This window comes from Acidovorax benzenivorans (genome assembly GCF_028680575.1).
GTDB lineage: Bacteria > Pseudomonadota > Gammaproteobacteria > Burkholderiales > Burkholderiaceae_C > Acidovorax > Acidovorax benzenivorans.
The window spans coordinates 16,382-30,000 of the sequence record NZ_JAPCKI010000027.1; the positions used below are offsets into that span (position 1 = coordinate 16,382).

General features: G+C 57.6%; 11 protein-coding genes and 2 pseudogenes. 7 read left to right on the forward strand and 6 right to left on the reverse strand.

What is annotated here, in order from left to right; translation table 11 throughout:
• Window positions 1-317: 317 nt before the first annotated feature.
• Window positions 318-434: pseudogene (locus OIN59_RS24625) on the forward strand (helix-turn-helix domain-containing protein); the annotation flags it as partial.
• 14 nt (window positions 435-448) lie between these two features.
• Here the strand turns inward: OIN59_RS24625 and OIN59_RS24630 are convergent.
• The 3 genes from OIN59_RS24630 to OIN59_RS24640 form a co-directional block, all read right to left on the reverse strand.
• Entirely contained in the window at window positions 449-1,363 is a 915-nt protein-coding gene (locus OIN59_RS24630) for a hydroxymethylglutaryl-CoA lyase (protein WP_274114748.1), read from the reverse strand.
• A gap of 150 nt (window positions 1,364-1,513) precedes the next feature.
• Window positions 1,514-2,506: a Bug family tripartite tricarboxylate transporter substrate binding protein gene (locus OIN59_RS24635; protein ID WP_274114750.1), complete on the reverse strand. Its 993-nt coding sequence runs from the start codon at window positions 2,504-2,506 to the stop codon at window positions 1,514-1,516.
• A 91-nt stretch (window positions 2,507-2,597) separates the two neighbouring features.
• A complete protein-coding gene (locus OIN59_RS24640) occupies window positions 2,598-3,881 on the reverse strand; it encodes a hydroxymethylglutaryl-CoA reductase, degradative (protein ID WP_274114752.1) in 1,284 nt (427 codons plus the stop codon).
• Between the two features lie 127 nt (window positions 3,882-4,008).
• Between OIN59_RS24640 and OIN59_RS24645 the strand changes: the two genes are divergently transcribed.
• On the forward strand, window positions 4,009-5,436 hold the full coding sequence (locus OIN59_RS24645) for an aminotransferase-like domain-containing protein (protein WP_274114754.1): 1,428 nt from the start codon (window positions 4,009-4,011) through the stop codon (window positions 5,434-5,436).
• Window positions 5,437-5,800: 364 nt separating this feature from the next.
• Here the strand turns inward: OIN59_RS24645 and OIN59_RS24650 are convergent, their stop codons facing one another.
• Complete coding sequence (locus OIN59_RS24650; RefSeq protein WP_274114756.1) at window positions 5,801-6,598, reverse strand: 3'-5' exonuclease; 798 nt, start codon at window positions 6,596-6,598, stop codon at window positions 5,801-5,803.
• Between the two features lie 104 nt (window positions 6,599-6,702).
• On the opposite strand from OIN59_RS24650, the pseudogene OIN59_RS24655 reads away from it, so the two are divergent.
• Together OIN59_RS24655 and trhA are read left to right on the forward strand one after the other, a co-directional pair.
• A pseudogene (locus tag OIN59_RS24655) lies at window positions 6,703-7,338 on the forward strand (IS5 family transposase); the annotation flags it as partial.
• A 196-nt stretch (window positions 7,339-7,534) separates the two neighbouring features.
• Window positions 7,535-8,146 carry a PAQR family membrane homeostasis protein TrhA gene (gene trhA / locus OIN59_RS24660; RefSeq protein WP_274114758.1) on the forward strand — a complete coding sequence of 204 codons (612 nt, stop codon included), beginning with the start codon at window positions 7,535-7,537 and terminating at the stop codon, window positions 8,144-8,146.
• Between the two features lie 310 nt (window positions 8,147-8,456).
• Here trhA and OIN59_RS24665 read toward each other — a convergent pair whose 3' ends face one another.
• On the reverse strand, window positions 8,457-9,377 hold the full coding sequence (locus tag OIN59_RS24665; protein WP_274114760.1) for a LysR family transcriptional regulator: 921 nt from the start codon (window positions 9,375-9,377) through the stop codon (window positions 8,457-8,459).
• A gap of 103 nt (window positions 9,378-9,480) precedes the next feature.
• On the opposite strand from OIN59_RS24665, the gene OIN59_RS24670 reads away from it, so the two are divergent.
• The 3 genes from OIN59_RS24670 (at window position 9,481) to OIN59_RS24680 (ending at window position 13,286) form a co-directional block, all read left to right on the forward strand.
• Window positions 9,481-10,500 carry a tripartite tricarboxylate transporter substrate-binding protein gene (locus OIN59_RS24670; protein WP_274114762.1) on the forward strand — a complete coding sequence of 340 codons (1,020 nt, stop codon included), beginning with the start codon at window positions 9,481-9,483 and terminating at the stop codon, window positions 10,498-10,500.
• 22 nt (window positions 10,501-10,522) lie between these two features.
• Window positions 10,523-11,635 (forward strand): M14 family metallopeptidase, encoded by a 1,113-nt coding sequence (locus tag OIN59_RS24675; protein WP_274114764.1) that lies wholly within the window; start codon window positions 10,523-10,525, stop codon window positions 11,633-11,635.
• Window positions 11,636-11,726: 91 nt separating this feature from the next.
• Window positions 11,727-13,286: a class I adenylate-forming enzyme family protein gene (locus OIN59_RS24680; RefSeq protein WP_274114766.1), complete on the forward strand. Its 1,560-nt coding sequence runs from the start codon at window positions 11,727-11,729 to the stop codon at window positions 13,284-13,286.
• Window positions 13,287-13,335: 49 nt separating this feature from the next.
• Here OIN59_RS24680 and OIN59_RS24685 read toward each other — a convergent pair.
• On the reverse strand, window positions 13,336-13,619 hold a 284-nt coding region (locus tag OIN59_RS24685; protein ID WP_274114768.1), incomplete at its 5' end, for a hypothetical protein.

Genomic DNA, 13,619 nt, shown 5'->3' on the forward strand with positions numbered 1-13,619 from the left:
AACTCATAAAACACTATTCTGGCGGACTCCGTTTCCGCCAGTAAGCAAGCAATCAAGCGCCTTTCGAGGCGCTTTTTTGTTTGTATCTACCATGCAACCTACCAAACTTTAGCTGGGTTGTTTTGGACTGTTTTGGAGCGTGGAGCTTCGGTCTTGCCGAGATATTCTTCGCGTCTGCGCTTGGCTCCTGGTTCCGTCGATGTTGGCGCCGACCGGAAACTGAGCCAGTTTTGTAGGTAGTGCCGAAGTAAAAGTGAGCCAGGTGTTCAACCTGCCCTGCTGTTTATTTAAGCAGCGGGGTTCGAGGAGTGATCACCATGGACATGATTGGCAGGATCCGACGGCTGCACGTGAGGGACAAGCTGTCGGAGCGCGAGATAGCGCGCATGACCGGGCTGTCGCGCAACACGGTGTCGAAGTGGCTGCGGGCACCGGCCCCCTCACCAGCTCAATCAGCCGATGTTGATGAGCAGTCGCTGGACATGGCCCGTGCCACGCGCGAAGAGGTCTCGCGCCCCAAGACAGAACTGATGCACATCCCCGCCTGGATAAGCTTGGGCAGATCTATGCCGGTCTCGTATCCCATGCAGTGAAGAAGGTACGCCACGTCCTCGGTGGCGACGTTGCCAGAAGCGCCGGTGGCGTAGGGGCAGCCTCCCAGTCCCGAAACGGAGCTGTCGAAGGTACGAAGTCCCAGTTCCAGAGACGCAACAATGTTGGCAATGGCCATCCCGTAGGTATCGTGGTAATGGCCGGCCAATTGAGATGCAGGAACCACACGAATGCAGGACTCCAGCATGCGGCGTGTGGTGATCGGGTTTCCACGACCAATGGTGTCTCCAAGTGAGATCTCATGACACCCCATCTCGCTCAGCAGGAGCGCCACGTCCGAGACCTTTTCTGGTGCGATGTTCCCTTCATACGGACACCCCAGGACACAAGAAACATAGCCGCGGACCCGCAGCTTGTTGTCGAGAGCAACCTCAATGACAGAGCGGAAGCGCTCCAGGCTCTCGCGTATCGAGCAGTTGATATTGCGCTGCGAAAACGTTTCCGAGGCAGCGCCAAAGACCGCCACTTCCTCACAGTCGGCCGCGATGGCTGCCTCCAGTCCTTTGAGATTGGGCGTGAGCGCGCTGTAGTGCACGCCTGCCGTGCGCGGCACCCGCTGCATGACCTCCGGGCTGCCGGCCATTTGCGGCACCCATTTCGGAGAAACGAAAGACGCCGCCTCGATGTGTTTGACACCTGCATGAACCAGCCGCTCGATCAGTCCGACCTTGGTGTCCACGCTAATGGGCTGCTTCTCGTTCTGTAGACCATCTCGGGGACCGACTTCAATAATCTTGACGGACTCGCTCATGTGGTTTGCTGGTGCTGAAGTGGCTTGATCTACAACGGACTGCAACCGGCTTGGGGCGTCGCCCCCAAAACGGGCGTTCGCCCCGCCGAGGCGCATGCGGCACTGGTCCCCGGGGTTGTCTACCTGTGCCTAAATGCGACGCTGATGCGATCACTCAATCGCTACCTTGGCAGTCTTGACGTACTCTCCCCAGCGATCGATCTCGCTGAAATAGAAGTTCTGGTACGCGCGCTGATCCATGTGCTCGACGACGAAGAACATTTTTTTGGTCTGCTCAACGATGGCGGGCTCCTTGAGAGTTGCATCGACTGCCTCGTGCACGCGCGCGATGATGTCTGCAGGTATTCCAGCCGGGCCGAAAATTCCTACCCATGGTCCCCGTTCGACATTGAGACCGATTTCCTTCAAGGTCGGAACATCCGGAAACTCCGGCAGGCGCTGGGGCATCGAGACGGCCAGCAAACGCAGCGTGCCGCTGCGGATATGAGGCTCAACGGTTGACAAGACGTTGATGGAACAGTCCACCTGTTGAGACAGTTGGGCATTCAGCAGGGGCGCTGTGCCGTTGTAGGGCACATGCAGGAGATCAACGTTCTTCGCTACCTTGAGCGCCTCCATCATGAGGTGTCCGGAAGTGGCGGTGCTCCATGAGCCGAAGCTCATCGGGGTCTTGGCGTCCTTGGCCATCTGCAGGAACTGGCTCAAGTTCTTGGCTGGGTGTGAAGCGTTCACCACCAGGGCTGCCGGGAAGAATCCCAGCGGTGCAATGGCGACGAATTCCTTCTTGGGGTCGTAAGGTGTCTTCTTCATCGCATGGGGCGCGATGGTGTGAGACTCCATGCCGCCGTAGACGAGCGTGTAGCCGTCGGCTGGACTGCGCGCTGCAGCGACGCTGCCGATCGTTCCGACGGCGCCTGGTCGGTTATCAACCACAATGGCCTGGCCGAGCCGCTTTTGAAGACTCGTTCCCATGAGACGCACGATCACATCCCCTCCACCCCCTGCGGCCCAGGGGACGATGATCTTGATAGGACGGTTGGGGAACGCAGCGCTCTGGGCGAGCGCTGGGGATGCCAGCGTTGATAACATCGTGGCGCCGAGGGAGCCGAGCACGGTGCGGCGCTTGAGTTGAGGTTGTGTCATTTCTATAGTCTCCAAGTTATTAGATGGGTGAAAGGTCTGACTGGCTTCGGGGTCGGCTGAATCAGCCACCTTGTCGGCAACGGTGGCGGTCTTATTTGCGGCGCAGTTCTTCCAGCAAGGCGAGCGCCCGGTCGGTGCGTACGTCGTGCTCAGCAGCCATGCGTTTGGCGATGGCATCAATCTCGTCGCCCGTGGCACCGGCGACCAGGGCAATGTTGCGGGCGTGCAATGCCATGTGGCCGCGCTGGATGCCTTCTGTCGCCAGGGCGCGCAGCGCCCCGAGGTTCTGGGCCAGGCCCACGGCGACAGCCACCTCACCCAGCTCCTGCGCCGACTTGACGCCCATGATCTTCAGGGACAGCTGGGCTAGCGGGTGTGTCTTGGTCGCGCCACCCACTAGGCCCACAGGCATGGGCATTTCGATGGTGCCTACCAGCGCGCCCCGGGTGTCTTTCTCCCAAGTTGTCAGCGAGGTGTAGCGGCCGTTTCGGCTGGCATAGGCATGGGCGCCAGCCTCGACCGCACGCCAGTCGTTGCCTGTGGCAACGATGACGGGATCAATGCCGTTCATGATGCCCTTGTTGTGCGTCGCTGCGCGGTACGGATCGATGGCCGCGAACGTGTAGGCATCGAGCACGCCTTCGATGATCTCTTCCCCGCTGCGCTCCTTGGTTGTGAGCGTTTCGGGCGTGAGCCGCACGCGGGCGCGCGACAGACGCAGGTCGGCCAGGTTGGACAGGATGCGCAGCCGCACGGTGCCGCCGGTGAGCTTCTCCACCAAGGGCGAAACCGACTCGGCCATGGTGTTGACGGTATTGGCACCCATCGCGTCGCGCACATCAACAATCAGATGCATAACGATCATGGGACCGCGGGCCGTGTCAGGAAACACGTGGATCTCGATGTCACGGCAGCCGCCACCCAGGCCAATGAGCACCTTGTCGCGGCTGTTGGCGACCGCGAGGATCTCGTCGCGGTGCTTCAGAAGCGCCAGGCGGGCGCCATAGGGGTCGGTGATGCCGATGACCTGTACCTGGGCACGCATCAGCGGTCCCGTGCTGGAGGTTTCGAAACCTCCACCGTCGCGAGCGAGCTTGGCCATGAACGAAGCTGCAGCAACGACTGAAGGCTCTTCGACCACCATTGGCACCAGGACATCGCGACCATTGATCTGGAAGTTGCCGCCGATGCCGAAGGGAAGTTCGAAAGTCCCGATGACGTTCTCCACCATGCCGTCAGCGCGCTCTACGGTGAGCGCACCGGGCCGGCTTATGAGGGCAACATCTCCCTCGGACAAGTTGGCAATGCGCGCGACATGCTCCAAGCGCTGCGCAGGGGTGAGAGAACGAAAATTTGGAAGTCGTGAATCGACCATTGGATGTCTGCTCAGTAGTGGATACGGTATGGGTAAACTTTAAGACCACCGTACCAAACAGAAAAGGTACAGTTTGGACAAACAGTTTCTGTTCTGGAAAAGGCCAGTGATGCGCCAGAGGTAAAAAATGACAGCCGAAGGAAGCTCCCGGATACGTCGCTCCAGACCCGCCACATTGCCGGTCTCGGTCGCAGATGCCATCGAGAGGCAGATACGCGACGGTGCCTACAAGATCGGCGACAAATTGCCTTCGCTGCGCGAGATGGCCGAACTCCACAAGTACGCCAAGAACACAGTGGTCACGGCTTTTGAACTGCTCGTCTCGCGCGGACTGATCGAGCCTCGTCGAGGTGCCGGATACTTCGTGGTCGAAAAGCCTCCGTCCAAGGCGGCCGACGACGAGGCGGGAAGCTTGGGGCGGGCAAAAGACATCGTTTGGCTGATGCGTGAGCAACTCAAGACCGAGCCTGGCGCCTTGGCAATAGCGGATGGCTTTCCGCCAGTCGAATGGCTTTCTGATGTGAGGCTGGACAAATACCACCAGAAGGTCGTGCGGACTGGACTGGGCTCTCTGTTCCGCTACGGCAGCCGCTTTGGGTACACCCCTCTGCGAGAGCATTTGGTGCGCAAACTCGCGGACTTTGGGATCGATGCCGAACCCCGGCAGATCGTTTTGACGCACGGTGCCAACGAGGCGATGGACATCGTCATTCGCTATTTCGTGCCGCCCGGTGGCAAGGTTCTGGTGGACGACCCCGGCTACTACCCTTTGTTCGGCAAGTTGAAGATGGCCAGTGCTGAGGTGCTGGGCGTGCCTCGCCTGCACGATGGGCCGGACCTGGAAGTCCTGGAGCAGTTGTTGATCACCCAGCGCCCCAGGCTCTTCTTCACGCAGTCGCTCGCGCACAACCCGACAGGTTCGGATCTGTCCGCCGCAAAAGCATTTCGCGTGCTGCAACTGGCGCAGAAATACGATTTGCTGATTGTTGAAAACGATCCGCTTGCGGACTTCAAACCGACATCGTCGCCGCGCCTGGCTTCTTTGGACCAACTTGAGCGCACCATCTACATCGGCAGCTTCTCAAAGTCGTTCTCGGCCGCGCTGCGTGTGGGATTCATTGCCTGTGGTGCAGATTTGGCCAGTGACCTTGCCGATCTGAAAGCACTGATCCACGTGAGCAGTTCTGAGTATTGCGAACGGACCGTCGATGTCATGTTGAGCGAAGGCCACTATCAACGGCATCTGACCCGGTTGCGCAGTCGGCTCGGCGAAGCGACGGAAGGTGCGCGGGCGCTGTTTGAATCTGTCGGAGCGAACATCTTCGCAAAGAACGCCCAGTCTCTCTACCTGTGGGCATCCATGCCGGGGGTGGATGATTCGATGGCCCTTGCAGACGCGCTGCTGCCACACAACGTCCGGCTGGCGCCGGGCATGATCTTCAGCGTCGATGCCTCAACGGCCTCGCCATGGTCGCGCTACAACGTGGGAGCGGTGATGGACCCGAGGTTCAGAAAAGCTCTTCAAAGCGTGTTGATGCAATTGCGGTCGCGCTAACTCACTCAATATTGACAAGCTTTCTCAGTGATTGTTGAACTCAGGGCGATGTCCTTCACGGATGCTGCGCTCGGGGCCGCTTCAGGCTGAACTGAGTCCTTCGATGTCGATCGCCTGAACGACAGCACCGCCCATCACCGGCCATCTGATGGCCCAAGCACGGCGCGACCGCTCAGCCGCCGAGCGAGTGCGTTGGCCAGCATCGATACCCAAGACTTGCCTCCCTTCGTCTCTTTATGTGTTTTACACGGAGGCTTTGACGCCTGGCACGAGCTGGAGATCAATTCCCCCCAGACCGTTCGAGGCTATCTCCGGGGTAAGAGATTCTGTCCAGCAGAATGACTCCCTCACGGCGCTTCGATGCTCAGGGAGTTGCCGCGTAGGTTAAGAACTCGGCGATCGGCGTGCGGACCTCTCGCCAGTTGCCTTGCGCACCGGCAGGTCGCGGACGTCGGGCGGCTGTCGTGAGGACGAGCCGTCGCTTCGCCCGCGAGATTGCTACGAAGAACTCTGCCCGTGCGTCTTCGGGTGCTCCGAAGTAGCACTCGGTCTCAACTGCCACAACGATCACAGAATCGAACTCGAGCCCCTTGCTCTTGTGGATCGTCATGATCCGCACTGCGCCTTGCTCGGCAAAGCGCTCGATTGCAACGCCGATACTCGGATCGATTGCCAGCAGGTCTCGAAACCTGTCTTTGACTCTTTGGAGGACAGCACGAAGGGGTGGAACGGTTGCGTAGTCCGTGGACATCGATCGAAGAGCATCAATGCCCAGGAGCTCTAAGAATGGCCTGACGAACGGCCACAGCTGGTCAGCGGTCAAGGTGCCCGGATATGCTGCAGCGAACGTTGTCCGAGCGTTCTCGATCGCGCGCTGCCATCGCTGTCGCAGGGTTGCCACGTCCTCGTCATCCTTGCACCAAGCCGTGGCGTTGTTCATGATCCGCTCGTACGCGTCCGGTTGCCGCTCCAGAGTGGTTACCGCGAGGATGTCGACGATGAACTGAGCAACCGGCTCGGACTCTAGATCGTTCGCTACCGTTTCGTCGCGTACGGGAATTCCAAGAGGCTGCAGAAGTGCGACTAGCTCCGCGGTGAAGAGCGGTGGCTTGTATCTCACCAATATGGCGACCTCAGCCGGCGGTAGGTGCTCGACGTTCACCCATTTGTTGATCAGCGTCGCGAGCGCCGTTGCCTCCTGAGCAGAATCCTGGAAGGCAAGGACGTCGCACTCCCCTCCAGCGCCAACCAGCTGCGCCGCGGGGACGGCGGCTGCTCAACGACAACCAGTTAGGTGAAGCCTTGTTCGCCCGTGTGGGCAAGGAACTGCAGGCGCGCGGCATCAGGGTCAATACCGGCACCATCGTGGACGCCACCATCATCGGCGCACCCAGCTCGACCAAGAACGCCGACAAAGCCAGAGACCCCGAGATGCACCAGACTCGCAAAGGGCAGCAGTGGTACTTCGGCATGAAGCTGCACATTGGCGTGGACAGCCAAACGGGGCTGAGCCATAGCGCGGTTGTCACTGCGGCCAACGTGCATGACAAGCACCCATTGCCTGCTTTGCTGCACGGCAATGAGCAACGGGTCTATGGCGACTCGGCCTATGCCAGCCAGAAGGCGCTGATAGCGAGCAAGGCTCCAAAGGCCAAGGACTTCACCAACCAGCGCACGCGCTGCGCAGGCGAGGTAGACGAAGTGCAACGGGCCAAGAACCGCAACAAGTCGCGGGTGCGTGCTCGGGTCGAACACGTCTTTGCGGTGGTCAAGCGGCTGTGGGGATTTACCAAGGTTCGATACCGAGGCCTGCAGAAGAACGCCACGCGTGCGTTCACTGCGCTGGCATTGGCCAACATCTACCTGTGCCGATGGCATCTGCAGGCAAAGGTGCGCCCGTAAGGGCACAGATTGGGCCTCAAGGCCCCGCAAATAGCCCAAAGGGGCGCGGCTAAAGACCGCAAAACTGTGTCATCCCTCAGCGTATGAACGATTGCGGTGACTTGTTCAGCGTTGCCCTAGATGAAGTGCTTCACCTCTTCTTCACGCCCATGTCACGCCCAGCTGATTCACTGGGCCCAGCAAAGCACTCAATCGAATGCGCCCCGGCGAACGCTTCAACACCTGCACCCATTTGTTGGGGTTTGCGTTGGCTGTTTTGGGCGTTCCACTCATGCTCGCGGCCAGCCTGCCCACTGGCAACGTGGGAAAGATCGTCGGGGGGCTGGTTTTTGCGCTGTCCTGCGTTGCACTGTATGCCGCATCCACCTTTTTCCATGGCACGCATGGGCAAGCGAAGTTGTGGTGGCAACGTGCCGACCACTGCGCTATCTACTTGCTCATCGCTGGCAGCTACACGCCCTTTGCATTGGTTACGGTGCAGGGTGTCTGGGACTGGGCCCTCCTGGCGGCAGTATGGAGCATCGCCCTGCTGGGAATAGCGCGCGAACTTGGTGCCGCTTCCCCAAAACCGCCCTTAGCGCTCTACGTTGGAATGGGTTGGATCATGGTCGTCGCTGCCGTACCGCTGCTTGCCCAGATCGACGTCTGGGGGCTACAGTGGTTGCTTACCGGCGCAGCTCTCTACACGGCTGGCACTATCTTCTACGTCAATCGCGCTGGCTATCGCCATGCACATGGAGTTTGGCACTTGTTTGTACTGGGTGGAACGGCGAGCCATTACATGGCCGTTGTCAGAGTCGTGGTCTGACCTCAGCGCTTGACGTTTTCGCGCTCACTGCGCGGATGACCGCTGTGTGGAAAAGACCGTGAATGCACTGACCTACCTGCGATGACTGCTAAGCAGTCGTCCCTCACTCCCTATCGTCAAGGCTGCCAACTTTCCCGCCCGAAAAATGGACTTGGTTCCCGGGCATTCCCCGAATGCCGAATCAGCCTCATTTGCGGCTGTTATCTGATTGCGGATGCCAACCGTCTGGGAAAAAATTAGCTGTGGGACGCGGAAGGGGAGGTTGGCGTTGGGGGCGGGGTAACGCTACGCTACAACTTGAGCCTTGACGTCATCTCTTCGGCAGCGTGGATGCAATTCGCAGGCAGTCAATGAAGACAGTTGCAGCGGGAGACAGCGCCTGAACTTCCGGGTAAATGACGGAAATCCGAATGCTGTCTAGTGCTCCCATGATTGGAAGTTTTGTCAGGCCCTGCGCTGCACCACGCAGGCCTTGTCTGCCCCCAGAAATCAGAGCAACAGCGTCAGTCCTGTAAAGCAGGGTTATCAAGGGGATCGCTGACTGACAAGTAATCACGTCTGTCGGTGGCTTCAGGCGCTTGGCGGCGAAAATTTTCCGCAACATTGGCAAGCCGTAGCCGGGCGAGATAAGCCAGGTGCAATGCTGCAGACGCGACACGGATCGAACTTGTGCCAATGGATGGCCAGTGCGTGCAACAACGGCAAGCGGTTGTTCAAACAAAAAATCGCTCACCAATCCGTCATAAGCGGTTTCTCCCCAGTCGCTGATCACTGCGAAGTCATAGCGTCCAATGCGCATCTTCGCATCAACGTCAGGTTGACTTATTTCATGCAGGTCCAACGTCACGCTGGGTCGTAGAGCCCGAAACCGCTCAAGCGCCACAGGCAAAAGTTGGGCAGAGGCCGAGCTAAAAGCGATTGAAAGACGCCCACCTGTACCGTCGCGCACTTGCAGTATCTCGTCTTTCATCCGCTGGACTTCGTTGAACAAAAGATGAGTGCGGCGTAGCAATGCTTCCCCGACATCCGTAGGGATCACGCCCTTGACATCTCGCGTGAACAAGGGCGCTCCCACACATCGCTCGAGTTCGCGCACCGCGTGCGTCACGGCGGGTTGGGTCAGATGCACACGGCGCGACGCAGCTCGAATACTTCCTGACTCCGCAACTGCTCGAAAAATCTCTAGCTGGCGAAGGTTCAGGTGCATTGATGAATTGAGCGCATCAGGCATATATCAATTCCGTTTATCACCAGCAAAAACTATCTGTCTTCTCTTCGGCTTCGTCTCTTTTTAAAGTAGCCAGATCCCTTTGCAACACAGTCAGGATCACTCAATGAGACGCACAATTTCGCTGCTACGCCGACGCTGCTTCAAGCAGCTTTTTAACAATTTCCGAGCGCTTCGCATAGCAGTTCTCTCCCTTGGTTTGGCAGCCACTTGCAGTGCTATGGCAGACAGCAAGGCTCCTGTGCGGATTCTTGTGGGTTTTCCGGTAAGTGGAGGCTTGGATGTCACTGCGCGCATTCTGGCTGAAAGCATGAGCCAAGTGCTCGAGCAGCCTTTCATGGTGGAGAACCGTCCCGGGGCAGGGGGGATGCTCGCTGCACAGGCGCTCAAGGCGGCAAAGCCCGACGGCAACACTTTGTTGATTACCAACGACCATACCGTCGCCATTCTTCCGCACACAGTGAAGAATCCTGGCTTTGAGACCGCGCGTGACTTCGCTCCTGTGGCCTTGCTGAGTGACAGGGTGGCCTTTGCATTGGCGACCAACTCTGGCACAAGAATCACTCATTTGAAAGAAATCACCGAGTGGGCTCGCCAGAACCCTGGAAAGTCAAACATTGGCATACCAGCGCCGCGCAGCATGTTTGAGTTTGCGGTTGGCCTATTGTCCAAAGAGCTGCAGTTCGATGCCGCGGCTGCGGCGTACCGTGGGGGAGCCCCAGTTGTGATGGACCTTGCCTCGGGTCAAATACCGTTCGGCATCAGTTCACCATTCGAGTTACTGCCGTTCGCTAAGAATCAAAAGGTGCGTATTTTGGCGGTGTCTGGTACGTCACGACACCGCTATCTTCCTGATGTGCCAACCTTCAGTGAACTTGGAGTCAAGGGTTTTGAAACGACCAACATTGTTGGCATATATGCGCCTGCGGGCACGCCTCCCGACCTCATTGCGCGTTACAGCAATGCGGTACGTGTTGCTCTGGCTTCAGAAAAAGTCAAGGAGCGTATGCACACGCTGGGTGCATCGCCGAACTATGGGAGTGCCGAAGCTTTGGCAAAAGGCATGCAACGGATTTCCGATACCTGGGGGCCTGTTATTCGCCAATCAGGCCACCAGCCAGAGTAATGGGCCCAAGGCTGCTAAAACCATGCATCAAATCTCTTCAGAAGCCTCGACGTCTGTTCGCCCGTTTTTCTCAACCAGCTATACAGAGGCGCGTGCTAAGTTCATCGCTGCGAGTGCAAAAGTCAGTGCTGTTGTCGAACACCATGTACTCCCCATCCACTTTGGAGCGCAGGGGGAGACCCTGTCAACCAATGTCGCTCTTGTGGGGCCGACCAATGCCAAGTCACTCCTCATCTTGAGTTCGGGTGTCCATGGCCCCGAAGGACTGTGCGGATCGGGGTGCCAAATCAGTTTGCTGCATGACGACGCACTGCTGCGATTGGCTGAGGAGCGTGAGGTTGCGCTCTTGCTGATACACGCAGTCAACCCATACGGTTTTTCGCACATCCGCCGCACCAATGAAGACAACGTTGATTTGAATCGCAACTTCATTGACTTCTCAAATCCAACACGCAATTCAGCCTACGCGAAATTGCATGACTTATTGATCCCTGCTCAGTGGCCTCCGTCGGAGGACAACATACGAGCAATGGCAACTTACAGAGCCACCCATGGGGAGATTGGGTTCCGTGATGCACTGACGACGGGGCAGTCTGAAGTACCCGGCGGGCTTTTTTATGCTGGCGTATCTCCCAGCTGGAGCAATTGGACACTGCGGCGAATACTTCGGACTCACGGCGCACGGCGCGAGCGCATCGCCTGGATTGACATACACACAGGGCTTGGCCGCTTTGGTCATGGCGAGAAAATTCATGCTGGCCGTACGGGGGCGCTAGACAACCTACGCGCGACACGTACTGTTTGGGGTGCGGATGTGGTGGCAGCTTGGCGAGGTGAGTCTGCCTCAAGGCAGGTTCTTGGCCAGGCGACAGCTGCCATGTTTGAGGAGTGTCCACAAGCAGAACACCTGGCTATCGCACTTGAGTACGGCACAAAACAAGGTTCAGCACTAGACGCGTTGCGCGCTGAGAGCTGGCTTCAACGTTATCCCCGCGCAGCAAGTGCTGCACAAAAAAACCGCATTAAGAAGGATCTACTTGATGCCTTTTATGTCGATCACGACGAGTGGCGTGGCATGGTGGTGGGCCAATGTCGCACGGCGATTCTGCAAGGGTGTCTTGCACTGGGCTATTAGAAGCTCCTCACGGTAAATCGCTGGCCGCGTGGAGCGGCCAGCGTTGTGCCGATCAGCAACCCTAAGCCCTCTGATCGATGGAGACTAAAACATGATTCAACCCAATTTTTCCTCGGGCAGTCCAGTCCAATTTCTATCTAACTTGATTCGAGAACATGCTGAGTTGCTGCAGGATCAGCCCGCGCTACGCGATGATGCGCAAGTACTGAGCTATCTGCAACTGGACCGGGCAATGGACAGGATCGCTGCAACTATCCAGCAAGCAGGCTTGAGGCGCGGCGAAGTCATCGCGATTTGTGCGATGAACTCAGTGCGTTATGCCTGCATTTTCCTTGGTGCGTTGCGAGCGGGTCTCGTCGTAGCACCGTTGGCTCCTTCCTCGTCGCCAGATAGCCTCGTGAGCATGTTGCGAGATGCGCAAGTTCGTCTTCTTTTTTGGGATAGCGCAGCCCCAGAGATTGAAGAGTTCGCCGGGATTCAACGGATTTCGCTGGATGGCGATACGGATGGAATTCCGTTCGACGAGTGGCTTTGTCCTGAAGGTACTCAGCCGCAGTCAGTAGATATAGAGCCTGATGCCGCCTTCAACATCATTTATTCATCCGGAACTACGGGAGTTCCAAAAGGAATTGTGCAGTCCCACGCGATGCGATGGGCGCATATCTGTCGCGGAGCGAAGTACGAATACGGGCCAGCAGCGACTACGTTGTTGGCTACACCCTTGTACTCCAATACAACCCTCGTGGTGTTCTTCCCAACCCTTGCTCTTGGCGGATGTGTGGTGTTGATGACCAAGTTTGATGCGGCACAGTATCTCGTGTTGGCGGAGAGGTATCGAGTTACACACGCCATGCTAGTACCCGTGCAGTACCAAAGGATCCTCTCCGTGCCCAGTTTCGAGCACCATGATTTATCGTCGTTCCGCTTCAAGTTTTGCACAAGTGCGCCATTTGGCGCAGCGTTGAAGTCCAATGTGCTTCGGCGTTGGCCGGGTAACCTGGTTGAGTTCTATGGCATGACGGAAGGAGGTGGAACGTGCATTCTTGATATGCGTTTGCATCCAGATAAATTGCATACCGTAGGAAAGCCCGCCGATGGGCACGATATCCGATTGATTGACGAGCACGAAAATGAAGTAGTCCCCGGGGAGTCGGGGGAAGTGGTCGGAAATTCGCCCGGAATGATGACGGGGTACTTCAAAAAGCCAGAACTGACAAAAGAAGCTGAGTGGCTGGATGCGCAAGGCAAGCGCTTTATTCGAACAGGCGATGTAGGGCGTTTTGACTCCGATGGCTTTCTGGTCCTCATCGATCGGCGTAAGGACATGATCATCAGTGGAGGCTTCAATATCTACCCCAGCGATCTTGAGTCGTTGTTGCGAGGGCATCCTGCAGTTTCAGAAGTCGCAGTTGTAGGCGTTGATTCCATGCAGTGGGGCGAGACACCCGTGGCGTTTGTTGTGCTTCGAGCAGGGCAATCTGTGCTGTCGTTTGATCTGAAAATCTGGTGCAACCAGCGAGTTGGCAAGACTCAGCGCTTGTCTGATTTGTGCTTTGTCGATGAGCTACCGCGAAGCTCGATAGGAAAAATCTTGAAGCGAGAACTGCGCGACGCTTACAGAAATAGGTCGCTGATTTCGACGCGAACATGAGTCGGGAAGGTCGTGCAGTACACCTAGGATGCACAGGTGTGATTGAATCCTAGTCAGGCGCACGGCGCTCGTGCGGTTGTTTATGGCATTCCACCGCGCTTGTACGCCACTTGTCCTCCCATGTTTTCTCGCCGTATTGCACTTCGCAGTTTTCTGACCTTTGCGTTGCTGGCAGTGCTGTTGCCCTGTTGGTGCCGATGCAAACCTGACCAGCTAAACGGCAAAGTGCCAATCCAATATTGACCAGGGTGTTCCACTGACCTGCTGAGAATTTCAGCAGGGATTCAAGGTGATCACCATGGACATGATTGGCAAGGTCAGGCGCATGAGGCT